The 23864-nt window shown below is 64.5% G+C and carries 22 protein-coding genes; 9 read left to right on the top strand and 13 right to left on the bottom strand.

Annotated elements, in window-relative coordinates; all coding sequences use genetic code 11:
• The first annotated feature begins 317 nt into the window (after positions 1–317).
• Positions 318–989, top strand: a complete 672-nt coding sequence (locus tag L6639_RS23890) for a response regulator (RefSeq protein WP_237864082.1) — start codon at positions 318–320, stop codon at positions 987–989.
• Between the two features lie 389 nt (positions 990–1378).
• The gene (locus L6639_RS23885) at positions 1379–2410 is read left to right on the top strand and encodes an alpha/beta fold hydrolase (protein ID WP_237864081.1); all 1032 of its coding nucleotides are present in this window, start codon (positions 1379–1381) and stop codon (positions 2408–2410) included.
• Positions 2411–2425: 15 nt separating this feature from the next.
• Here L6639_RS23885 and L6639_RS23880 read toward each other — a convergent pair whose 3' ends face one another.
• Entirely contained in the window at positions 2426–5935 is a 3510-nt protein-coding gene (locus L6639_RS23880) for a PAS domain-containing hybrid sensor histidine kinase/response regulator (RefSeq protein WP_237864080.1), read from the bottom strand.
• Between the two features lie 186 nt (positions 5936–6121).
• Positions 6122–7351 carry a 5-aminolevulinate synthase gene (gene hemA, locus L6639_RS23875; RefSeq protein WP_237864079.1) on the bottom strand — a complete coding sequence of 410 codons (1230 nt, stop codon included), beginning with the start codon at positions 7349–7351 and terminating at the stop codon, positions 6122–6124.
• A 268-nt stretch (positions 7352–7619) separates the two neighbouring features.
• Between hemA and aroQ the strand changes: the two genes are divergently transcribed.
• Positions 7620–8051: a type II 3-dehydroquinate dehydratase gene (gene aroQ, locus L6639_RS23870; RefSeq protein ID WP_237864078.1), complete on the top strand. Its 432-nt coding sequence runs from the start codon at positions 7620–7622 to the stop codon at positions 8049–8051.
• A 19-nt stretch (positions 8052–8070) separates the two neighbouring features.
• Here the strand turns inward: aroQ and L6639_RS23865 are convergent, their stop codons facing one another.
• Positions 8071–9132, bottom strand: coding sequence for an MBL fold metallo-hydrolase (locus tag L6639_RS23865; RefSeq protein WP_237864077.1), 1062 nt, complete (start codon positions 9130–9132; stop codon positions 8071–8073).
• A 296-nt stretch (positions 9133–9428) separates the two neighbouring features.
• Between L6639_RS23865 and L6639_RS23860 the strand changes: the two genes are divergently transcribed.
• Positions 9429–9599: a hypothetical protein gene (locus L6639_RS23860; protein ID WP_237864076.1), complete on the top strand. Its 171-nt coding sequence runs from the start codon at positions 9429–9431 to the stop codon at positions 9597–9599.
• A 30-nt stretch (positions 9600–9629) separates the two neighbouring features.
• Positions 9630–10301 (top strand): transposase, encoded by a 672-nt coding sequence (locus L6639_RS23855; protein WP_237864075.1) that lies wholly within the window; start codon positions 9630–9632, stop codon positions 10299–10301.
• Between the two features lie 448 nt (positions 10302–10749).
• On the opposite strand, the gene L6639_RS23850 is transcribed toward L6639_RS23855, so the two are convergent.
• The 3 genes from L6639_RS23850 to L6639_RS23840 form a co-directional block, all read right to left on the bottom strand.
• Complete coding sequence (locus L6639_RS23850) at positions 10750–12891, bottom strand: methyl-accepting chemotaxis protein (RefSeq protein WP_237864074.1); 2142 nt, start codon at positions 12889–12891, stop codon at positions 10750–10752.
• Between the two features lie 167 nt (positions 12892–13058).
• Positions 13059–13784, bottom strand: coding sequence for an outer membrane protein (locus L6639_RS23845; protein WP_237864073.1), 726 nt, complete (start codon positions 13782–13784; stop codon positions 13059–13061).
• 225 nt (positions 13785–14009) lie between these two features.
• Positions 14010–14330 carry a hypothetical protein gene (locus tag L6639_RS23840; protein ID WP_237864072.1) on the bottom strand — a complete coding sequence of 107 codons (321 nt, stop codon included), beginning with the start codon at positions 14328–14330 and terminating at the stop codon, positions 14010–14012.
• Between the two features lie 203 nt (positions 14331–14533).
• Here L6639_RS23840 and L6639_RS23835 point away from each other — a divergent pair, with 203 nt between their 5' ends.
• The gene (locus tag L6639_RS23835; RefSeq protein ID WP_237864071.1) at positions 14534–14836 is read left to right on the top strand and encodes a hypothetical protein; all 303 of its coding nucleotides are present in this window, start codon (positions 14534–14536) and stop codon (positions 14834–14836) included.
• A gap of 20 nt (positions 14837–14856) precedes the next feature.
• Here L6639_RS23835 and L6639_RS23830 read toward each other — a convergent pair whose 3' ends face one another.
• The 7 genes from L6639_RS23830 to L6639_RS23800 all read right to left on the bottom strand — a co-directional run bounded on the left by L6639_RS23830 (position 14857) and on the right by L6639_RS23800 (position 21490).
• Positions 14857–15792, bottom strand: a complete 936-nt coding sequence (locus L6639_RS23830; RefSeq protein ID WP_237864070.1) for an AEC family transporter — start codon at positions 15790–15792, stop codon at positions 14857–14859.
• 103 nt (positions 15793–15895) lie between these two features.
• Entirely contained in the window at positions 15896–16105 is a 210-nt protein-coding gene (locus L6639_RS23825) for a hypothetical protein (protein ID WP_237864069.1), read from the bottom strand.
• Positions 16102–16263, bottom strand: a complete 162-nt coding sequence (locus L6639_RS23820) for a hypothetical protein (RefSeq protein WP_237864068.1) — start codon at positions 16261–16263, stop codon at positions 16102–16104. The genes L6639_RS23825 and L6639_RS23820 overlap by 4 nt, the downstream gene beginning before the upstream one ends.
• A gap of 166 nt (positions 16264–16429) precedes the next feature.
• Positions 16430–18049 carry an ABC transporter ATP-binding protein gene (locus L6639_RS23815; protein WP_237864363.1) on the bottom strand — a complete coding sequence of 540 codons (1620 nt, stop codon included), beginning with the start codon at positions 18047–18049 and terminating at the stop codon, positions 16430–16432.
• Positions 18050–18051: 2 nt separating this feature from the next.
• On the bottom strand, positions 18052–18891 hold the full coding sequence (locus tag L6639_RS23810) for an ABC transporter permease (protein WP_237864067.1): 840 nt from the start codon (positions 18889–18891) through the stop codon (positions 18052–18054).
• Positions 18888–19859, bottom strand: a complete 972-nt coding sequence (locus L6639_RS23805) for an ABC transporter permease (RefSeq protein WP_237864066.1) — start codon at positions 19857–19859, stop codon at positions 18888–18890. Before L6639_RS23805 ends, L6639_RS23810 begins: the two co-directional genes overlap by 4 nt.
• An 80-nt stretch (positions 19860–19939) precedes the next feature.
• On the bottom strand, positions 19940–21490 hold the full coding sequence (locus L6639_RS23800) for an ABC transporter substrate-binding protein (RefSeq protein ID WP_237864065.1): 1551 nt from the start codon (positions 21488–21490) through the stop codon (positions 19940–19942).
• Positions 21491–21706: 216 nt separating this feature from the next.
• Between L6639_RS23800 and L6639_RS23795 the strand changes: the two genes are divergently transcribed.
• From L6639_RS23795 to L6639_RS23785, 3 genes are all read left to right on the top strand, one after another.
• Positions 21707–22333, top strand: coding sequence for a TetR/AcrR family transcriptional regulator (locus L6639_RS23795; RefSeq protein ID WP_237864064.1), 627 nt, complete (start codon positions 21707–21709; stop codon positions 22331–22333).
• Between the two features lie 254 nt (positions 22334–22587).
• A complete protein-coding gene (locus L6639_RS23790) occupies positions 22588–23250 on the top strand; it encodes a DUF3313 domain-containing protein (protein ID WP_237864063.1) in 663 nt (220 codons plus the stop codon).
• Positions 23251–23282: 32 nt separating this feature from the next.
• The gene (locus tag L6639_RS23785) at positions 23283–23858 is read left to right on the top strand and encodes a DUF2147 domain-containing protein (protein ID WP_237864062.1); all 576 of its coding nucleotides are present in this window, start codon (positions 23283–23285) and stop codon (positions 23856–23858) included.
• The last annotated feature ends 6 nt before the right edge of the window (positions 23859–23864 follow it).

Here is a 23864-nt window from a genome sequence, read left to right as displayed (position 1 = left end):
CATTGTGGACATCGTGAATGCGCTCCCCGTATCTCGTTTCCTCGCGTCCCAGCTGTCCGGGCATGCCGGATCAACCCAGGTCTTGCGCCAAGGTAACATCGGCGTGAAACTGCCCCCAATACGACTTTCGGCCGTGCGCACTGACACGCAACTGACGGTGCTGACCTATAGTGCAGCGTGGCTTCATATGGCTTGCGGATTAACCCCTTTCCGGCAAAGGAATAATGTGCCCTTGCATGCCACGGCCGGTCGGGGAAGAATTGACCATCGCGCCCGTCCGGATTACTGGCGCTGATGTGAACCACAGCAAGAGATCGATGAACGCTCCCTCCACCCATCTCGTCATTGCCGATGACCATCCGCTGTTCCGTGATGCGCTGCGGCAGGCGGTGGCGGGCGTCCTCTCCACGGCGAAGATCGACGAGGCCGGATCGTTCGAGGATCTGACGAAGCTCCTGGAACAGACCTCCGACGTCGACCTGGTCCTGCTCGACCTTTCGATGCCCGGCATCTCCGGCTTCTCCGGCCTGATCTATCTTCGCGCGCAATATCCGGCGATCCCGGTGGTGATCGTCTCGGCTTCCGACGACAGCGCCACGATCCGCCGCTCGCTCGATTTCGGCGCCTCCGGCTTCATCCCGAAGCGATTCGGCGTCGAGACGCTGCGCGATGCCATCCTCAAGGTGATGGAGGGCGACGTCTGGGTTCCCGCCGACACCGACCTGACGGCCGCCGCCGACCCCGACATGACCAAGCTGCGCGACCGCCTCGTGACGCTGACGCCGCAGCAGGTGCGGGTGCTGATGATGCTGTCGGAGGGGCTCCTCAACAAGCAGATCGCCTACGAGCTCGGCGTCTCCGAGGCGACCATCAAGGCGCATGTCTCGGCGATCCTGCAAAAGCTCGGCGTCGAAAGCCGCACCCAGGCCGTGATCGCCGCCGCCAAGATCGCCGGCGGTCAGTGGAAGCAGGGGACGCCTGCGGGGTAGGCCACCAGTGCTGGCGCTGGTCTACGGGCAAAGCACCCAAGCACTGGGTCAACCGGCATAGCTCAAAATATTCCACTTTACCGAAATTCGGATTTGTCGTGTTTTTCGCCCATCCTGATCCGGCGAAAAGGGGCGGTCGTACGTCGTCACGAGACGCGGATCGGGCTGCGGTGGACGCTGGGCGGTGCCGTCGCAGATGTGAGCGCAGGGCGATATGTTTGCGGTTGAGAGGACCTTGCAGATTCGGCAATCGGATTTCCGCCAGCCTCACAACTTCTCACAAGTCCAAACGGGCTTTCGGCCGCTGGCGCTGCTAGGCAGTCGCGTGACCGCAAGGCTGCCGCCGATCGATCGGATGGGGCCAACAACCATCAAGAAGGTACCCGACCATGACAGAGTTGATCGACCTGCATCGCCGCCAGTTCCTCGGCATCGCAGCCGGCACCGCCGCCGTCGGCCTCGGTATGATCGACATGGCGCGCGCTGCAACGGAAGTGCCGCAGTCCTCGGCAACATCAGCATCTTTCGGCACGATCAAGCAGATCAATGCTGGCGTCCTCAACGTCGGCTACGCCGAAGCAGGCCCTGCGACCGGCCCGGTCGCGATCCTGCTCCACGGCTGGCCCTACGACATTCACAGCTTCGTCGATGTGGCGCCGATCCTGGCGCTGGCTGGCTATCGTGTCATCATCCCCTATCTGCGCGGCTACGGCTCGACGAACTTCCTCTCCAGCGAGACGCCGCGCAACGGCGAGCCGGGTGCGCTGGCCTCCGACATCATCGCTTTGATGGATGCGCTCGACATCAAGAAGGCCGTCCTTGCCGGCTTCGACTGGGGCGCGCGTACCTGCGATATCATTGCCGCGCTGTGGCCGGAGCGTTGCCGTGCGCTGGTGTCGGTCAGCGGCTATCTGATCTCGAGCCAGGCGTCGGGAAGCGCGCCGCTGCCGCCGGCGGCGGAGCTGCAATGGTGGTACCAGTTCTATTTCGCTACCGAGCGCGGCCGCGCCGGCTACGAGAGGTACACCCATGACTTCGCCAAGCTGATCTGGAAGCTCGCTTCGCCGCAATGGAAGTTCGATGACGCCACCTTCGATCGCAGCGCGAAGGCATTCGAGAACAAGGATCACGTCGCGATCTCGATCCACAATTACCGCTGGCGCCTCGGGCTCGCCCAAGGCGAGGCGAAGTACGAGGAGATCGAAAAGAAGCTCGCTTCTGCTCCCATGATCAACGTGCCGACGATCACGATGGAAGGTGACGCCAATGGCGCGCCGCACCCGGAGCCCAGCGCATACGCCAAGATGTTCTCGGGTCGCTACGACTTTCGCCTGATCACCGGTGGCATCGGTCACAATCTGCCTCAGGAGGCACCGACGGCCTTTGCCAAGGCCGTCATCGACGTGAACGGGGCCGCCTGAGAATTGAGACCTGCCTTACTCCGCCGCCACCATCTGCTGCGTGCGCCACTGTCCGAGCAGGGCGCGCAGCGAAGCCGGCTTCACAGGCTTGTTCAGCACCGCGATCTTCTCGTCGCGCGCCGCGCTTTGCACGGCCGGGCTGCGATCGGCGGTGATCAGGATCGCGGGGATAGAGTCGCCGAAGCGGCGGCGGATCTCGCGGATGGCGGCGATGCCGTTGCCGCGGTCGAGGTGATAGTCGACGAGCAGCCCGGTCACACGCTTGCCGGCGGCCTCGATCGCAGCGATCGCGCCTTCGGGATCAGCGACCGCGATCACCTCGGCGTCCCAGGCTTTCAGCAGCGTCCGCATGCCGTCGAGGATCGCCGCGTCGTTCTCGATGCAGACGATCAGGGCGCCGGAGATCGGCGTGCGCGCCAGCGGCGTTGCGCTGGTCACCGCCGCGGTGAGCGTCACGGCTTTCGCCGTCGGCACCGTCACGGAGAACAGCGAGCCGCCGCTCGTATTGGCGTCGATGGCGATGCTGTGGCCCAGCACGCGCGCCAGCCGCTCGACGATCGAGAGTCCCAGTCCCAGGCCGCGCGCGATCCGCGCGCCCTGCTCTAGGCGGTGGAACTCCTTGAAGATCTCGCTGCGCTTCGCCGCGGGGATACCGACGCCGGTGTCGTAGACGTTGATCGCGAGCGAGGCGCCGCGGCGGCGGCAGCCGACCAGCACCCGCCCGCGCGGGGTGTATTTGATCGCGTTCGAGATCAGGTTCTGCAACAGCCGCCGCAGCAGCAGCCGGTCCGACTCGACCGGCAGCGAGCAGGGCACGAAGGTGAGATCGAGGCCCTTGGCGCGGGCGATCGGGGCGAACTCGATCTCCAGCGAGCGCATCAGGTCGGCCATCTTGAAGCTCGAGATCGAGGTTGCCATTGCGCCGGCATCGAGGCGGGAGATGTCGAGCAGCGCGCCGAGGATCTCCTCGATCGCTTGCAACGATTCATCGATATTCTCGACCAGCCGCGTCTCCTCGCCATTGTGCTGGCGCTCGACCAGGCTCGTGACATAGAGCCGCGCCGCGTTCAGTGGCTGGAGAATGTCGTGGCTGGCGGCCGCGAGGAAGCGCGTCTTGGAGATGCTGGCGTCCTCCGCCGCGCTCTTGGCCAGCGCCAGCTCCGAGTTCAATCGCGTCAGCTCCTCGGTGCGGTCGCGCACGCGCTTTTCCAGCGTCGCATTGGCGCGCTCCAGCGCTTCCGCCGCCTCGAAGGTCGGCGTGACGTCGGTGAAGGTGATGACGAAGCCGCCGCCGGGCATGCGGTTGGTGAGCACCTCGATCACCATGTGGCGTTCCGGCAGGCGTTCGAGATAGGGTTCGCCGTCGGTGGTGTAGGCCAAAAGTCGCTGCTCGATCATCGCCTCGCGGTCAGACTGATCGGCGGGATCGCTCACGCCCATGAATTCCAGGATCTCGCGGAGCGGCGTGCCGAACTGGATGAAATGCGGCGGCACGTTGAGCAGGTCGCCGAACTGCCTGTTGGAGCAGATCAGCTGCAGATCGGCATCGAACACCGCGATGCCCTGGCGCACATGGTTGAGCGCGGTCTGCAGGATCTCGCGGTTGAAATGCAGGGCCGCGTGGGAATCGTCGAGCAGCTTCAATGCGGCCTTCGCGGAGACCGTGCGCTTGCGCAGCAGCAGCGACATCACGAGGCGGGAGGACGCGGCTCCGATCGAGGAGGCGATCAGGTGCTCGGCGTGCTGCAGCAGCTCGAAATCGGCGGGCGCCCCCGACTCCAGCCGCATATTGCGCCGCGCCGAGAAGGCTTCGAACGAGTGCTGGGCTCGCTCGGGCCCGAGATATTGCGCGACCGTGGCCTGGATGTCCTGCACCGTGATCGTGGTGCGCCAGCGGCGGAAGTTCGGGGCGATCGGGGCGAGCGTATTGGGCACGAACAGGTCGGCCTGCACCAGCTCGATGGACGAAGGCGGCCGCGCCAGCGACAGCAGCACATAGGTGAGGATGTTGAGCGAGAGCGACCAGACCACGCCATGCATCAGCGGCGACAGGTCGGCGCCGAACAGCGCCTGCGGCCGCAGCGCCTCGATGCCGAAGGGGCCGTGCTGGAGCAGCAACAGGCCTGATGTCGACGTGTCCATGAAGCTCGGCAGGAACAACGTGTAGAACCACACCGCGAAGCCGACCAGCATGCCGCCGATGGCGCCGCGCGCGGTCGCCCGCCGCCACAACAGTCCCCCGAAAAAGGCGGGTGCGAGCTGCGCGATGGCGGCAAAGGACAAGAGGCCGATCGCGGCGAGCTGGGCGTTGCCGAGCGCGCGATAGTAGAAATAGGCCATCACCATGATGGCGAAGATGGCAAGCCGCCGCGAGCGCAGCAGGAAGTCGCCGAAGTCGGTGCCGCCCGCGCGCCCCTCGGGTCGACGTTGCAGCACCAATGGCACCACGAGGTCGTTCGAAACCATGATCGAAAGCGCGACGCATTCGACGATCACCATCGCGGTAGCCGCCGACAGGCCGCCGACGAAGACGGCGACGCTGAGAAGTCCCGCGCCGCCCTCCATCGGCAAGGCCAGCACGTACATGTCAGGGTCGACCGCGCCGAACGGGAAGGTGATGAGGCCGGCGAGCGCGATCGGGATCACGAACACATTGATGGCGACGAGATAGAGCGGGAACAGCCAGCGCGCGCGGCTGACTTCGGCGTCGCTGGAGTTCTCGACCACGCTGACGTGAAACTGCCGCGGCAGCAGCATGATCGCGCACAGCGACAGCAGCGTCATCGTGAGGAAATTGCCGATCGACGGCGTATAGTCGATGGCGCGCACCGCCTCCGGAGTCTTCATCGCGCGCTCGATCAATTCGTGCGGCGAGAACATCCAGAAGGTGACGAAGATCCCGGCGGTGAGGAAGGCCGCCAGCTTGATGGTGGACTCGGTCGCAACCGCCAGCATCAGGCCGTGCTGATGCTCGGTGGCGTCGGTCTGCCGCGTGCCGAACAGCACCGCGAATGCCGCCATCGCCAGCGTCACCATCAGCGCGATGTCACCGAGGATCGGGATGTGGGAGAACGCCTGGTCCTCGCTCAGGATGACTTCGAGCGAGGAGGCGACCGCCTTGAGCTGCAGCGCGATGTAGGGCACCGAGCCGATGATCGCGATCAGCGCCACCGTTGCCGCCACGGCCTGGCTCTTGCCGTAGCGCGCGCCGATGAAGTCGGCGATCGAGGTGATGTTATGCGCTTTCGCGAGCTGGATCACGCGGCGCAGGACGCCGGCGCCGAGGCCGATCATCAGGATCGGGCCGACATAGATCGCAAGGAAGTCGGTCGAGGTGCGGGTGGCGAAGCCGACCGAGCCGAAGAAGGTCCAGGAGGTGCAGTAGATCGCCAGCGACAGCGGATAGATCAGTCCGGACGCGCGGCCGGGCTTGGCTGACGAGCGGCGGTCGCCATGGCTCGCCACCAGGAACAGGAAACCGATATAGCCGAAGGCGGCGGCAATCACGCCCCAATCGTGCAGCATGGCGAGCGTGCGTCTCCCTGGGCGCAAGGGCGCCCGATCTCATTTTCCCTGCAAATCTAGCGCGTTGGCGGGGTGGAGGCGACAGCGAAATGGCCGGCGAGGGCAGGAACTGGGGTTGTCGTTAAGCCAGGGGTGAGCTGCCTGCTCTCCCGCGCCCCGCAAGCGGGGAGAGGCGAAGGGAAACGCCTACTCCGCCGCCAGCGACTTCTCGCTCAGGGGCAGGCCGAGCCGGTCCCACACCTGCAACAGCGCCTCGGCAAGCTGATCGATCAGGCCATCGTCGTGATAGGGCGAGGGCGTGATGCGCAGGCGCTCGGTGCCTTTGGCGACGGTGGGATAGTTGATCGGCTGGATGTAGATGCCGTGATCCTCGAGCAGCATGTCCGAGGCCTGCTTGCACTTCTCGGGATCGCCGACGAACAGCGGTACGATGTGGGTGTCGTTCGACATCACCGGCAGGCCAGCGGCATTGAGGATCGCCTTGACGCGGGCGGCGCGGTCCTGGTGACGCTCGCGCTCCCAGCTCGAGGTCTTCAGGTGCTTGATCGCGGCTGTCGCGGCCGAGCAGATCGCCGGCGGCAGCGCGGTGGTGAAGATGAAGCCCGGCGCATAGGAGCGCACGGCGTCGATGATGTGGCCGTTGCCGGCGATGTAGCCGCCGAGGCAGCCGAACGCTTTCGCCAGCGTGCCCTCGAGAATGTCGATGCGATGCATGACGCCGTCACGCTCGGCAATGCCGCCGCCGCGCGGGCCGTACATGCCGACGGCGTGAACCTCGTCGACATAGGTCATCGCATTATACTTCTCGGCGAGATCGCAGATCTTGGCGAGCGGGGCGACGTCGCCGTCCATCGAATAGAGGCTCTCGCAGGCGATCAGCTTCGGCCGGTTCGGGCCCGCGGCCTTCAACTTCGCTTCGAGATCGGCGAGATCGTTGTGGCGGAAGACCACCCGCTCGCAGCCGGACTGACGGATGCCCTCGATCATCGAATTGTGGTTGAGCTCGTCCGACACGATCAGGCAGTTCGGAATGAGCTTGGCGATGGTGGCGATGCCGGTCTGGTTCGAGACATAGCCCGAGGTGAACAGCAGCGCGGCTTCCTTGCCGTGGAGGTCGGCGAGCTCGGCCTCGAGCTGCACCAGCGGATGATGCGTGCCGGCGATGTTGCGGGTACCGCCTGCGCCGGTTCCGACGCGGGTCGCGGTCTCGACCATGGCGCCGACCACTTTCGGGTGCTGGCCCATGCCGAGGTAATCATTGGAGCACCAGATCACGACGTCGCGCTTGCCCTTCGGCGAGTGCCAGACCGCGTGCGGGAACCGGCCGGCTGTCCGCTCCAGATCGGCGAACACGCGATAGCGGCGCTCGGTATGGAGACGGTCGAGGGCGGAATTGAAGAATTCAGCGTAATCCATCGGTGCAACCTGAGACGGAACTGACCAAAAGAGCGGATATCCTTAGAGCTTTTCCAGCTCTAATGTCTATGCGCTATCCCACATTTGGCCGTGAGGGGCATTTGGGCAAAATGCCCTATCGTGCGATCTGAAACTTGATCCCGATCAAGTTCGCGTCAGCGTCCAATGCTGCTCTGCAATATCGGCTGCTCTTCCAGGTGGTTCGGCCGGAATCCCGTCACCGGCCCGGCCAAGCGCCTTGGCGGTTAACCCCTAAAAGGACGTGTCCATGAAGCGCGTGATGATCCTCAACGGTCCCAACCTCAATATGCTCGGCATTCGCGAGCCGCACATCTACGGCACGACGACGCTCGAGCAGGTCAATGCGAGTTGCGAAGAAGTGGCCACCAGGCTCGGGCTCAAGCTTGCCTTCCACCAATCCAACCACGAAGGCGTGCTGGTCGATCTGATCCAATCGGCGCGGCAGGATGCCGATGCCATCGTCATCAATCCAGCCGGCCTCTCCTTCACTTCGGTCTCGATCATGGACGCGATCAAGACGTTCGAGGGCCCGGTGCTGGAAGTCCACATCTCCAACATTCACGCCCGCGACGAATATCATCGCCACTCGAAGATCTCGTTCGTGGCGACCGGCGTGATCTGCGGCTTGGGCCCGTTCGGCTACATCGCGGCGTTACATGCGATCGCGAATATGAAGTGAGCCGGCTGGGCTTTGGCTCTCACGTCGTCCTGAACTGCAGCACGCCATCCTTGGTCTCGGCTGTCAGCCGGCCCTCGACGATCATGTAGTTGACGTGGGCGACGAGCTCGCCGGCGGCAAAGCCCATCTGGTGCTCGTCGAGCACGTGCTTGTTGAACACCACGGGCACCAGGGCGCGCGAGGTCTGCGGCACCTCGCGGCAGGCTTCCGCGATCAGGCGGCAGCGCTCCTCATGATGGTCGGCGAGCTGCTTGATGCGGGTCTTCAATCCATAAAACGGCACGCCGTGGCCTGGCAGCACCAGGAGGTCATAGGGCAGGGTGGTGGTGAGGCTCGCAAGCGAAGCCAGATATTCGCCGAGCGAGTTCTGGTCGGGCTCGACCGCCCACACGCTGACATTCGGCGAGATCTTGCTCAGCACCTGGTCGGCGGAGAGGAAAAGCTTGTCGTCGGCGCAATACAGCATCACCTGGTCGAGCGCATGGCCGCCGCCGGTGATGACCTTGAAGCGGCGTGTGCCGATCACGACCTCGTCGCCGTGCGAGATGCGGCGGTAGGACGGCGGCAGCACCGAGACGCGCTTGAGATAATCCTGGCCGCGGCCGAGCAGCTTCTCGGTCAGCGACTCGTCCATGCCATGGCGGCGGAAGAACAGCCGCTGCGCCTCGCGCCGCTCCTCGGTGCCGCGGTTCTGGTGATAGACCGATTGTAGATATTCGACCTGCGACATCACCAGCGGGCATTTGAACCGCTCGACGATCCAGCCCGCGAGGCCGACATGGTCGGGGTGCGAGTGCGTGACGATCAGGCGGGTGATGTTGACGCCCTTCAGCGGGCCCTCGAACAGCTTGGTCCAGGCCTCGATCGTCTCTTCGTTGCCGAAGCCGGCGTCGACCATCGCATAGCCGTCGCCGTCGGCGAGCAGGTAGATGTTCACATGGTTGAGGCGGAACGGCAGTTTCAGCCGCGCCCACAACACGCCGGGCCGGACCTCGACGACTTCGTCGTGGCCGGGATGCTGGTCCCAGGGATAGCGCAGGGCCTCGGCCGAGGACTGCACGGTGTCGGTTTTTGCGTTCATGCTACCGGCTTAAACCCAGCGCGGCCGCGGCGCCAGCCGAAAAAGGGCACGCAATAGTCTCCGCATGGCGGTCATACCGTGGCTTTTTTTCCGCAGCCCGGATTACTCGCTCCGGACTGGGCTACAGGTCGCTATCGCGGCTAAGCGGCGGTCGGGGCCGAACTTCACTGATCTCGCCCGCGATGATCGATCCAGAATTACGGTGACAGAGAATTACGGTGACAGTGCACTAAATTGGAATTACGGTGACAGTGCACTAAATTGACATTCCGCACATTCGCGAGCAGCATGCTGCCATGGCTCGTCTCGCTCGCGTCGTCATCCCCGGCCATCCCCACCACGTCACTCAACGCGGCAATGGCCGCGCACGCACATTCTTCGAGGATGGCGACTACGCGCACTATCGCGATCTGCTCGCTGCGAATTGTCGGGCCGCCGGGAATTACGGTGACAGTGCACTAAATTGACGCCGCCCGCATTCGCTGCCATGATGCGGCATGGCTCGCCTCGCCCGTGTCGTCATCCCCGGCCATCCCCACCATGTCACCCAGCGCGGCAATGGCCGGGCCCGCACGTTCTTCGGCGATGACGACTATGCGCTGTATCGCGACCTGCTCGCGGCGAATTGCAAGGCCGCCGGGGTCGAGGTGTGGGCCTGGTGCCTGATGCCCAACCACGTGCACCTCATCCTGGTGCCGTCCGATCCCGACGGGCTGCGCCATGCGCTCGCACGCGTTCACCGCAGCTACGCCGGGACCATCCAGGCGCGGCGCAAGCGCACCGGTCATTTCTGGCAAGGTCGGTTCGGCGCCGTCGTCATGGACGAACAGCATCTTGCGGCGGCGCTGCGCTACGTGTCGCTCAACCCTGTGCGGGCGCGCCGGGTGCAGCGCGCGCAAGATTGGCGCTGGTCGAGCACGCGTGCGCATTTGCGCGGCAAGGACGATGGCCTGACCGCGTTGGCGCCGATCCGCGATCGTTTTCCGGCGTTCGCCGACTTGCTGGCAACCGAGCCCGAGACCGATCTGTTCGACGCACTGCGGTCTGCGGAAAGCATCGGCCGGCCGCTCGGAGATAACCGATTTCTCGCCCGTATCGAACGCCAGACCGGGCGCGTCCTGAAGCCAGCCAAGCGCGGGCCCAAGCCGTCCGTGGAGGAAGACGGATGATCTATTTAGTGTACTGTCACCGTAATACGGTGCGGCCCCGAATGGGCATGATGGCATAATGCCACTGTTTTGCCCGACAGGTCAAACGATATTCGAAAAATACGAAATTGTATCAGCCCGAATCGCGCCCGACCTGACAGCGCGGCCGGTCACGAAAACGAATCCGCGCCGCCGATGTGGCGATCTTTGCCGGTTTGCTGCCGATTTGCTCGATGCTGCAATGACCTGACCGAGCAGCCCCCATACCGGCGAGCAATCGCGCTTCTACTGTGCATGGGGTTGTTTTGCAGTTTTTGCAGCAAGGCGGCTCGGCAAGGAGAGGGAGGGGGTGCAAGGCCAGAAGGCTCGTCATTCCGGGGCGCGCGAAAGCGCGAACCCGGAATCTGGAGATTGTTGCGCGAGATTCCGGGTTCGCCCCTTCGAGGCGCCCCGGAATGACAGCGAAATCTTACGCCGCCCGCATGTTGTTGAGGAACGCGTCGATCTCTCCGCGCAGCATGTCGGCCTCGCGGCGGAGCGCGTCCGATGCACTCAGCACTTCGGTCGCCGCGGCGCCGGCCTCGGCCGAGGCCGTGGAGACGCCGACGATGTTGCTGGAGACTTCGCTGGTGCCGCCGGCCGCATGCTGGATGTTGCGGGCGATCTCGCGGGTGGCTGCACCTTGCTCCTCGACTGCGGCCGCGATCGTCGTGGTGACGTCGTTGATCTCGCCGATGATCCGGCCGATGCCCTGGATGGCGCCGACGGCCGAGGTCGTGACCTGCTGCATGCTGGCGATCTGGGTGCGGATCTCCTCCGTCGCCTTCGCGGTCTGGCTCGCAAGGCTCTTCACCTCGGAAGCGACCACGGCGAAGCCGCGGCCGGCCTCGCCTGCGCGCGCGGCCTCGATGGTGGCGTTGAGTGCGAGCAGATTGGTCTGCGACGCAATCGTCTGGATCAGGTCGACCACGACACTGATGCGGCTTGCGCTGTCGGCCAGGCTCTGCACGGTGGCGTCGGTGGCGCCGGCCTCGTCGACCGCCTTCTTGGCGATCGCAGCCGAGGTGACGACCTGCTTGCTGATCTCCTCGATCGAGGACGACAGCTGCTCGGTGCCCGACGACACGGTCTGCACGTTGACCGAGGTCTCCTCCGCGGCGGACGCGACTGCGTTCACCAGCGCATTGGACTGGTCTGCGGTGGTCGACATGCTCTGTGCGGTGGCCTGCATCGAATTGGCCGATTGCGCGAGATTGTCGAGCGCGGAGCGCACCGTGCCCTCGAACTCGGCGATCTTCGCCTCCAGGTGCGCGGCACGCTCGGCCTTGACGACGCGATCCTTGTCCTGCTCGCTCGCAAGCGAGCGGGCTTCGATCATGCTGTCGCGGAACACCGTCAGCGTTTCCTTCATCGCGCCGATCTCGTCGTCCTGACGGGAGCGGACGATCTCGGTATCGAGGTCGCCGGCGGAGAGCAGTTGCATGGCGCGCTGCAGCTCACGGATGCGGCGCAGGATGTTGCGGCCGACATAGAGCCAGACGAACAGCGCCGAGCCGACCAGCGTCAGCCCGCCCAGCGCCAGCATTGCGGTGGTGGCAAGCGAGATCTCCTGGCGGGCCTGGAAGGTCGACGCGTTGGTCTCTTTCTGCACGCCGTCGACGAGTGCCTGCACGCTGATGCCGAGACCGACATTGAGCTTGCGGGTCTCGTCCAGGATGGTCTGGCCGTAGTCGATGGAGTCGAGCTCCTTCTGGCGGATCTTGAACACGCCGGTCTTGCCTTCGCCGAAGGCGAACAGCCTCTCCACCGCGCCGCGCACCGCCTGCATCGAGGGGATGTTCGGGAGGTCCTCGAGGTTGGACTTGACGCGGTCGCGGGTGGTCTTGAATTCCTTCTCGATCGCTTCGAGCGTGTCACTGCTGTTGGCCGAGAGCGCCGCCATCATGTCGGCGGCCATCAGATTGCCATTGGCGGAGATGGTCGAGACCTGGGCGACGGTGCGCGCGGCCTCGGTCGCGTCATCGGCCGACACTTCCGCCGAACCGAGGATCGCGTTCAGGCGTGTCTGAGTATCGAGCATCGCGGGGCCGGCGGCGCCGACGAACGCGATCTGCGCCTTGCGCAGCGCTTCATACTGCTTCTCGTGCAGCGCGCCAGTGTCGAGCCGTTCGCGCGCCGCCGAGACGAGGCTCTGCGTGGCGTCATCGATGCTCTTGGCGGTGTCGCGGAGCGCGTTCGCGGTCTGCTGGTCGGCGCCGAGCTCGATGATCTCGCCGAGCTTGGCCATCGCTTGCTGCTGGATGTCCTTCACGTTCTTGGTGCGGTCGTTCAGGGCGTCGTCGCTGGGAGAGGCGAGCAGGCCGGGGCCTTGTGCCGCGAGCGTCGCGCTTTGCGAGGCGAGCTGAAGGCTGGCGGCGAGGCGCGGGATGTCGCGGCCGCTCAAATCCATCATGGTCGAGCCGAGATGGTTGAACACGAAGCCGGCGCCGGCTGCGATCACGAGGCCCATGCCCGCGATCACGGCGAACGCCGCAATCAGGCTGCCACGCAATCCCCATTTCGGCATTTTGAAGCGCGGCTTGAAACGGCCCAAGCTCAGACGGATTGCCATCGAAAATTCCCCCACACCCGTGATCTCTTATTTTCGCCGCGCAGTATCCTCGGCCCGGGTTAAAAAATCGCAAGTTGCACAAATGCTTGGCAGTTCCGCAGGGCGAAAAATGAAAGGGCCGGCAGCGATGCCGGCCCTTGATAGCGGGAAGCGTTTATGAGGCGCGATCAGTAGCGCGCGACGACCGGGCTTGCCCAGTTGAAGCGGTAGTTAACGCCGGCCTTGAAGGTGTGGTCGTCGGTGGTGAAGTTGCCGGTGCCGACCAGCGGACCCGCGGTGAAGTGCGCGTCGCCGAAATTGTAATACTGGTACTCGGCCTTGGCCGACCAGCTCGGTGCGAACATGTATTCGAGACCGGCACCAACGGTGTAGCCGTTGCTGTGACCGCCAGAGATGATGAAGCCGGTCGGCACGCCGCCAACAGTCACCTTCTCATTGTTGTCGGAATAGGCGTAGCCGCCCTTCACGTAGACCAGGCCCGGGCCCCAGGTGTAGCCGACACGACCGGTGATCGAACCGAGGCCGCGCTGGTCGTTGGTGTAGGCCACGCCGCCCGGGAACACCGCGCCGACATTGCCGGAGAGCCAGGAATACTGGGCTTCGGCGCCGACCACGAAGTTCGGATTGACCTGCCAGTCCGCACCGGCCTGCAGGCCGCCGAGGAAACGGCCATTGCCGTTGTTGCCGGTCGAGAGGCCGTTGAAATTATTGTCGCTGGAGAACGCACCGCCGACATGCGCACCGATGTAGAAGCCGGTCCAGTTGTAGATCGGCGCGGCATAGGCCGGCGCAGCCTTGTTGTAATAGGGGCGGGCGCCGAGATCGGCACCGATCGCCGGCGCAGCCGCGCTCACCATCAGCAGCGCAACGGTCGCAAACAGAATCTTCTTCATAGTCTCGAACTCCAACACTTCAGGTCCCCGGCAGGCGCGCAGTCCGCGCCGCGTTGGCTTTGCAGATAGCTCGCTTTTGATGAAAATGCTGTCACATGCGTGGCACAGCAGCGCCCAACCTAACTTATTGGGTTGCAAATGATTTTCGTGCTTAATGGCGGCTTAAGAAGTGGTGAAGGAAGGCTTAATCGGCTTGGCTTGCGGTAACCTCCCGCACGCGTTCCGTTAACCAAGACGCCGCCGCACCTCGTCGCGCATCTGCGCGCGGAAGGCCGCGCGCTTGGCGGGACGGTCTTCCTCGCGCACGTCGTGGCGATCGAAGATGTCGAACTTCTCCAGGATCGGATAGCGCTCGCTCGCCATCGCGAGTACGCGCAGCACCTTGGTCGCGGCAAGCGTCGGACCGCTCACCTCCCAGCGCCGGATGGTGTCGGCGCCGCCGTGCTCCGGCAGCGCGCACAGCTTCGCCATGTCGGCCGCGGTGAGCTTCCGCTCGATGGCGTCCGAGAGGTCGTTGCGGAGCTGCTTCAGTTCGGGGCCGGTCATGTCACTCGCGTCCAGAGAGGTCAGTGCGATGCCCTAGCGCTGATTCGGGTCGATCCGAAGGCGAGGATCCCGCGGCGCCAGTCCGCGCGGCGCCAGTCTCCGGCACTTTCGTGTGCGCACGGAGTTATGAACGTGTTCCTCTGGAAAATCGTCCGATGCATGAACAGATGGCAGGTGAGGCCCTGACGAGGAAGGGATCGGCCATGACAAGCATAAAATTCACAAGCATCAAATTCGCCGTTGCGGCGTTCGTCACCGCCAGCCTGGTGGCGGCACCTTTCGCGGCTGAAGCGAAGAAGCAGAGATCCAGCAGCCACTACAGCACGCGCGTGCTGGCTCCAACCTATGGCAGCTCGGGCGTGACGGCGGCACAGCCGAGGCCGTCCTATGGTTCATCAGGACAAACGGTGGGCACAGTCACGGCCCCATCGATCGGGACATATAGTTGGCCGTCAGTCGGCGTCACCAATTCAGTTCCGACCTGGAGCAATACCAATCCCAAGTGAGATCGGGCGCGAAAAGGCGGCTAGAGCGTTCCTGTCGCGAGGCCCGAGAGAAGATAGAGCGCGATCAGCAAGGTCGCGACCGATAGCATCGTCGTGACCGAGACCGTGGCCGCAACCAGCTTCTCCTTGACCTTGTGCTCGTGCGCCAGGACGTAGACGGTTTTCGCCGTCGGCACGGCCGCGCAGATGACGGCGGCGACGGTGTAAAGCGGATTGAGGCCTGTCAGCACGCAAAGGCCATAGACGATCAGGGGCATCACCACCAGCTTCACGGCCGCGAGTGCGAACGATGTGCTGAGACTGGATCGAAGGCTTTCGACCGACAGGCCGAGCCCGATGGCAAACAGTGCGCAGGGCGTCAGCGCCGCGGCGATCATGTTCAGATAGGTCGCCACAGTTGCTGGAATCGGCAGCCCCGTGATGGCCCAGACGAGGCCGGTGAGCGTCGACAGCACCATCGGATTGAGCAGGATCTGCTTTGCGAGCGTGGCGGCATGCGCAGTGCCGTGCGCGTCCCGTTCCAGCAGGATGACCGTGATCGGAAACATCACGGCGGCGACGAAGACAGTTGCCACGGCAGCGGGCAAGACAGCGGGCTGGCCGTAGATCGCATGCAGGATCGGTAGCGCCACGAAGCCCGTATTGGTCATCGCCGCCGCCATGCCCTGGATCGTGCTGCTGGCGAGATCGTGCCGTCCGCCAGCGCGGACGGCGAGGAAGACCAGCGCGAAGCAGATCAGCGATCCGCCGCCGAAGGCGAGCAGGAAGCGCCACTCCAGGAGATTGCGTGCCGGCTCCTGCGCGATCGTGACGATCAGCAGCGCCGGCATCGCGACATTGTAGGCGAAATGCACCAGCGCGTCGGCGAGAGAGCGGGAGAGATAGCCCGACGCCCCCGCGAGCCACCCGGTGACGATGATCGCGAATACGGGAAGAACGAGGCTGGCAACCTGCATCCGGTGTCCCCTCTGCCGAGCATGCTCGCCACTCTAGCTTGGCGAGGCCTGCTCGTCACGGTTCAACCGGATCGCGCAATCTCCAACGGGCGATCCTGCGCCGCTAAATTCCCCGGCCGTTCTGCTGACCGATCACGCAGCGCCAGGCGGCGAGGCGCTCGGCCGGATGCTGGTTCATCCAGTCGGCAAGCTGCGGCGCGCCCATCAGGCAGGACTGCACCGAGACCTGCGCAAAGTCGGAGCTGGTGACGAGTTGCTCGTGGCAATTGGATGGAGAAGCGAGGCTGCAAAGCACGGCGATGATCTTGATCATGCGAGGTTGCCCCTGTCGCCCTGCCGCGTGACAGCGGTCGACTGCTCGCCCGACGAATCCGCCGGGGGAAAAATACTGTCGTAGATCGCGCGCGCTTCCTGGATGAGGCGAAGACGCTCGCGCTCGGACTTCGAGACAAACTGAATAATCTGGCCCATATCGGCCTCCAATAGATGTTCGATCCATCATCAGATGATGGAAATCATTCTATTTGCATGTGGGGTGCCGGCTTCATCGTTGCAGCCGGGCCTGCGGTCACAAGGGATAAAATGCCCGTGACCGATCCGTTCCTAGGCGGACCGGAATACCGGATGGAACCGCGCCTCACGCGGCTGGTGCACGTTCCTTCTGCCCCGGCACCGCGGCCAGCAGCTCTCGCGTATAGGCGTGCTCCGGTGCAGCGAACAGCTGTGCCGTCGGCTTCAGCTCGACGATGGCGCCGCGCTGCATCACCGCGATGCGGTCGCAGATTTGCGCAGCGACCCGTAAGTCGTGGGTGATGAACAGCATCGAGAGTCCGAGGCGGCCCTTGAGGTCTTCGAGCAGCTTGAGCACTTGCGCCTGCACCGAGACGTCGAGCGCCGAGACGGCTTCGTCGGCGACGATGATCTCGGGCTCGAGCGCGAGCGCGCGGGCGATGCCGATACGCTGGCGCTGGCCGCCGGAGAATTCGTGCGGATAGCGATCGAGCGCGCCGGCGTCCAGGCCCACCATCTTGAGGAGATCGCGGGCGCGGTCGAACGCGACCTTCGGATCAAGACCGGCCGCGATCGGGCCGTCGGCGATGATGTGGCCGATCTTGCGCCGCGGATTGAGCGAGGCGAACGGATCCTGAAAGATCATCTGGATGCGATGGCGCTCGGTGCGCAGCGCCTTGCCCGAGAGCTGCGTCAGATCGGTATCGCCGATCCGCACCGTGCCGCGGTCGGCCTCGATCAGCCGCATCACCAGCCGCGCCACCGACGATTTGCCGGAACCGGATTCGCCGACGAGGCCGAGCGTCTCGCCCTTGAGAATGTTGAAGTTGACTGCGCGCGCAGCATCGACGCGACGATCCTCGCGAAACCAGCCGCCGGACGTGACGTAGGTCTTGTCCAGCCCGATCACCTCGACGGCCTTGGCCTGGTCGTCGAGCGGCGCGCGCGGGGGCGGGTGCATCGACGGCACGGCGGCGAGCAGCGCCTTGGTGTAGTCGTGCTGCGGACCGTTGAACACGGTCGCGGCAGGGCCTTCCTCGACGACCTTGCCATGCCTGAGCACCACGACCTGATCGGCGATGTCTGCGACCACGCCGAAATCATGGGTGATGAACATCACCGCCATGTTGCGGTTGCGCTGGAGGTTGCGGATCAATTTCAGGATCTGCGCCTGCGTGGTGACGTCGAGCGCCGTGGTCGGCTCGTCCGCGACCAGCACGGCCGGCTCGAGCGCGAGCGCCATCGCGATCATGGCGCGCTGGCGCTGGCCACCGGAGAGCTGGTGCGGATAGGCGCGCACGATACGCTCGGGGTCGGGCAGGCCGACCTCACGCGCGAGCGATAACGCCTTGGCGCGTCGCTCCCTGGGCGTCAGCAGGCCGTGGGCCTCGAACATCTCGGCCATCTGGTCGCCGATCCGCATCAACGGATTGAGCGCGGTCATCGGCTCCTGGAAGATCATCGCGAGCCTGCGGCCGCGCAGGTCGCGCCAGCCGTCGTCGTCGAGCTTGAGCAGGTCGCGGCCTTCGAACTGGATCTCACCGGAGGTAACCGAAACGGTGTCCGGCAGCAGGCCCATCAGCGCATGCGCGCACATCGACTTGCCCGAGCCGGATTCGCCGACGACGCAGACGATCTTGCCGGGTCGCAAGTCCAGCGAGACGCCGTCGACTGCGAAGGGACGCTCGGCGCCCTTGGGCAGCGCGATCCTGAGGTTCTTGATCGAGACGGCGGGCGGGGCGGTCATCATCAGCGTCCCTCCCGCGAGAGCCGCGGATTGAGCGCATCGTTGAGGCCTTCGCCGATCAAATTGAGGCCGAGCACCGAGATCAGGATGGCGACGCCCGGAAACACCGTAATCCACCAGGCCTGGCGGATCACGGTGCGGCCGGCGCCGACCATGTAGCCCCAGGAGATCAGATTGGGATCGCCGAGCCCCAGAAAGGAGAGCGAGGATTCCAGCAGGATCGCGGTCGCCACCATCAGCGAGGCCAGCACGATCACCGGCGACAGCGCGTTGGGCAGGATCTCGCGCAGGATGATCCAGCTGTTGCTCTGGCCCGTGACCACGGCAGCCTGGACATATTCGCGCGTGCGCAACGACAGCACCTCGCCGCGGACGAGGCGCGCGACCGGCGGCCAGCTCACCACCGCGATCGAGGCCACGATCGAATAGATCGAGGGCTGCAGGATCGCGACCAGCACGATCGCCAGCGCGAAGCTCGGAATGGTCTGGAAGAACTCGGTGAAGCGCATCAAGGCGTCGTCGACCTTGCCGCCGAAATAGCCGGCCATGGCGCCAATGGGAACACCGACGACGAGCGCGACCAGCGTCGAGACGAGGCCGACCAGCAGCGAGACACGAGCACCGAAGATCATGCCGGCGAACACGTCGCGGCCGAGCGCGTCGGTGCCGAGCGGCACCGTGGAAAGCGTGAAGGGCGGCAGGAACGGCCGCTGCACCATGCGCCAGGGTGAGTTCGGGAATAGCAGTGGCCCGAACACGGCAACCGAGATCGCGAGCAGCAGGATGATGAGCCCGATGACGCCGCTCGGGCTCTTCAGCATCGATTTCCAGAACTGTTTCATGCGGCGAATTCGATGCGTGGGTCGACCAGTCGATAGACGAGGTCGGTGATGAGATTGAAGATCAGCACCATGACCGAGCAGGTCACGAACACACCGAGCAGCAGATTGTAGTCGCGCTGAAGCAGCGCGTCGTACATCAGCCGCCCGATGCCTGGCCATGCGAACACGGTCTCGGTGATGACGGCGCCGCCGATCAGCGTGCCGGCGTGGACACCGGCGAGCGTCACCACGGGCAGCAGCGCATTGCGCAGCACGTGGCGGCGCTGAATGACGGAATCAGAGAGGCCCTTGGCGCGCGCGGTCTTGACGAAATCGAGCCGCTTCACCTCCAGCATCGAGGCGCGCGTCATGCGGGTATAGGTCGCCATGAAGAACAGGCCGAGCGTCATCGCCGGCATGATCAGGTGTTTTGCGACGTCGACCGCGTGAGCAAGGCCGGTGAGGTTGGCGCCGACCGTCTCGTAGCCGAAGCTCGGCAGCCAATCGACCGTGACCGAGAACAGCAGGATGCCCATCAGTGCCACCCAGAAGATCGGCATGGCGTAGAAGATCAGCGCAAAGATCGTGATCCCGGTGTCGAGGAGCGTCCCGGCAAACCGGGCGGCGAAGGTGCCGAAGAGAACGCCAAGTGCCAGCGAGATCGCGAATGCGGACATCGTCAATAGCAATGTCGCCGGCAGCCGTTCCGCGATCAGCTTCGCCACAGGTGCTTGCTGGCGGAAGGAAAAGCCGAGGTCGAGGGTGGCGATGCCCTTGACGTAGATGAAGAGCTGCTCGGGCAGCGGCTTGTCGAGGCCGAACTTTTCCCGGAGTTGCTTGACGAAGACCTGGTCGCTGGCGCCGGCCTCGCCCGCCATCACGATTGCGGGGTCGCCGGGTGCCAGCCGGATCAGGAAGAAATTGAGGACGACGATCGCAAGCAGGACGATCACGCCTTTCGCTACACGCTGAGCGACGAAAGAGAGCATCTAGATTTGCATGCCAGTTGATTGACGCGGTCTCGCCGCGAGGGACACCTCTCCCCAACGGGGAGAGGTGGGTACCGCCCTCACTTGTCGAGCCATGCGTCCTTGAAGCCGTCATTGACCCCGATCCCGGTGGTGATCAGGTTCTTGACCTTACAGCGCATGATGGTCGGGAATTGCAGCTCGAGCATCCAGGCCACCGGCACGTCCTCGACCAGGACCTTTTGCGCCTTCTCGTAGATCTCCTTGCGCTTGGTATCGGACGTTGCGACCGCGCCGTCGGCGAACAGCTTGTCGATATCAGGGTTGGAGTAGCCCTCGACGTTGTTGAACACCTGGCCCTTGGCGATGGCACTGGAGACGTAATTGCGCCCCACGCCCAGCGCGGGATCGCCGTACTGGTAGAGATAGGTGAAGGCGATATCGTAATCCCAGTCGCCGATCTTCTGGTTGCCGCCGGCAACGTCGGTCCAGATCGTCTCGATGTTCATGCCGACGTCCATCAGGTTCTGCTTCACCGCTTCACCCCAACGCTGCCATGTCTCGCCATAGGCGAGCGGCAGCAGGCGGATCTTCTCACCCTTGTAGCCGGCCTCCTTCAGCAGCGCCTTGGCCTTGGCCGGGTCGTAAGGATATTTCGGCACATCATCGGTGTAGTATTTGATGGTCGAGGCCGAAGGGCCGGTGGCGACCTTGCCGAGCCCGTTCCAGATCACGTCCTTGGCGAAATCGCGGTCGATCGCATACATGATCGCCTGCCGCACCCGCTTGTCGGCAAGCGGGCCCTGGCGGTTGTTGAGCCACAGCCAGGCGAGCGGCGAGAAGAACTCCCAGCCCGCGCCGGTGACGCAGGTGTCCTTCAGCTTGGACAGCCGCGGCACGTCGAAATTCTCGACCGAGCCGCCGGGCAGCACGTCGACCTTGCCGGTCTCGTACGCCACCGAGCGCGCGGCGGCGTCGGGGATGATCTGCCAGTAGATCTCGTCGATATAGGGCTTGCCCTTCTCGTAATAGTTCGGGTTCCTGACCAGCCGGATGTACGAGCCCTTCTGCCATTCCTTGAACATGAAGGGGCCGGTGCCGACGGGCGCGTTGTTGTAAGCGTTGGTCTTCCAGTCGGTGCCTTCATAGAGATGCTTCGGCACCATCGGCATCGAGCCGACCTCGAAGATGCCGAGGAACGGGCCGAACGGCTGTTTCAGCGTGAACACGACGGTGTAGTCGTCGGGCGCCTCGACCTTGTCGACCTGTGCAAGGTTGTTGCGGGCGCGCGCGTGGGTCTGCTTCAGCATCCCGATCGAGAACAGCACGTCGGCCGAGGTGAAGGGCTTGCCGTCATGCCAGGTGACGCCCTTGCGGAGCTTGAAGGTGTAGGTCTTGGCGTCCTCGCTGACGCTCCAGCTCTCGGCGAGCTCAGGCATCGGCTCGAGCTTGGGGCTGTAGCGCAACAGGCCTTCGAAAATGTTGCCCGACACCATCTGGGTCGGACCGTTCTGGATCATCGCCAGCATCAGGCCGGGCGGCTCGGGCTGGATCACCGCGTTGATGACGCCTCCAGTCTTCGGCTCTTGCGCCAGAGCCGAGGCCGTGAGGGCGCAAGTCAGGAGGAGACCAAGCAACACTCGTTTCGACATGTCGTATCTTTCTCAAGCGCGACCGGCCGCAAACGCTTCGCGACGTCCTCGCGCGCAAAGCGACGGCCGACCCATCCCAGTCCCCATCCGGGCGCGAGGCTCACACGGTCCCGTTCCGCGCCGCAAGATGAAAGTCTCGACAGTGTCAGCACAAAAAATGTACAGCGCGTCCTGTTTTCACTTGATTCAATGTCGTGTCACGGAGACAAGTCGGCCATGGACAACGCCACACGCTCCGAACGATCCCGCAATGCTGCCCTCGAAGCAGCCATCGCGATCATCGCGCGCGACGGACCCGGCCGGCTGACGCTCGACGCGATCGCGCGCGAGAGCGGGCTGAGCAAGGGCGGCGTGATGCATCAATTCCGGACGAAGGAAGCGGTGCTGAAGGCGCTGCTCGAGCGGCAGATGGCGCATTTCGAGGAGTTCTCGACCGCCTACATGGCAAAGGCGAGCAAGATTTCGGCAAATCCCGAGCTCGCCACTCAGCTCGCGACGGTGCGCGAAGCCGCAAGCTCGCCGAATTCGGCTGCGCTTGCTCTGGTCGCGGCCATGGTCGAGAACCCCGGTCTGATGTCTCTGCCGCGTGATCGCGAGATGAAGCGGGTCGCAGCCATCAAGGCCGAGGCGGCCGATCCGGATCTGGCGCTGCTGCGTTGGGCCGCGGCGAGGGGCCTGCTGCTGAGCGGCCTGTTCGGGATGTCGCCGCTGAGCAGGGCCGAGCATGATCGCCTGTTCGCGCGTCTGCTTGACGACAAGCAGTGGAGCGGTCTCGAACGTCAAGCCGCAACGCGCCCCGCTAAATCTGCGGCGAAGCCCGCAGCTCCGCGCAAGCGCGTCTGATTCACTGTTAACGAATTCCACCCGACCGCTGCCCAAGGTCGCGCCTGCGGCCCAATGCGCCGCGACGTCACCTTCTCACTTTACAAACCAACTAGTCGGTTTTATAAATCGAAACACTGAGGCGGTCCAAGGCGTCTGACACGGCCCCGGACGATGCCTTGAGCCGACAAAGGTGAGCCCCGCAGCCGCGTCTGGTCCCGCACGCGGCTGCGGTCGCCCTTGCCCCTCGAAAAGACGCAAGAGGAGTATCTGGAATGGATCGCTCGATCGCCCTGCGCGGTCTGGGAACGCTGATGCTTGGCGCCGCCGTGGCCGGCTGCGCTTCGGTCGCGCCCGTGCCTTATTCGGAGATGGCGTCCTCGGCCTACATGGCTCCCGACAAGTCGGATGCTTCGGGCCGCGTGCCCTACCGCTATTCCAGGTCAGTCGATTGGCGTGCCTATAACAAAGTGATCCTCGAACCCGTCGTCGTCTATCGCGGCAGGGATCACCAGTTCGGCGACATGTCCGACAAGGACAAGGCGACACTCGCGGCTACCATGCAGGGCAGCTTCGCCCAGCGGCTGCGCAGCCGCTTCGCGCTGGTCCGCGAGCGCGGACCGGAGACGCTGCGGATCAGGCTCACGCTGACCGGCGCGGTCGCGAACACGCCGGTGCTCGGCACGCTCTCGCGCTTCGACATGGCCGGTGCGGTCTACAACGGCGTGCAGGCCGCGCGCGACGGCGAGGGCAAGTTGACCGGCTCGGTGATCTACGGCGTCGAGATCTTCGATGCTTCGACCGCGCGCCTGCTCTTGGCTTACGTCACCAAGCAATACCCCGGCGCCTACGACATCAAGGCCAGCGTCGGCGCGCTTGCCGCGGCCAACACCGGCATCGACAAGGGCGCCGATGCGCTGATGGCGCAACTGAACTGACGCCGCAATCTTCTCAACGAAAGTCGCCGCTGATGAATTTCCTGCTTCGCTTCGTGCTGCGTATCGCGATCACCATCGCGATGATGATCCTTGGCGGTCGCGCCGGCGCCGCCACGCCTACTGACCCCAGCGGCACCTGGCTGGTCGAGGACGGCCGCGCCCGCGTCAGGCTGGAGCGTTGCGGTCCCTCGCGCGACCGGATCTGCGGCTTCATCGTCTGGATGAAGGAGCCGGCCGACAAACGCGGTCAGCCGTATCGCGACAAGGAAAATCCCGATGCCGATAAGCGCGCTCGCCTGTTGCTCGGCCATCAACTGATCCTGGGCCTGCAGGCGACGTCCGATGGACGCTTCGCCGGCGACATCTACAACGCCGAGGACGGCAAGTCCTATTCGGTCTCGCTGTGGCGCGAATCCGCCGACCGCCTGAAGCTGAAGGGATGCCTGATCAAGCTGCTCTGCCAGACCCAGACCTGGCAGCAGACCCTCGACGTGCAACCCGGTCAGCTCGTCGGCCTCACCGGCGATCTCAACGGCCCACGGGCCGACAAGGAATGGGCGCAGGTGCCGCCGCCGAGGCCGGTGCAGGCGAAGGCGAAGGCGAAGTAGCTGCGC

The organism is Bradyrhizobium zhengyangense, from assembly GCF_022012555.1.
Taxonomy (GTDB): domain Bacteria; phylum Pseudomonadota; class Alphaproteobacteria; order Rhizobiales; family Xanthobacteraceae; genus Bradyrhizobium; species Bradyrhizobium zhengyangense.
This window is presented reverse-complemented; position numbering and strand designations above follow the sequence as displayed.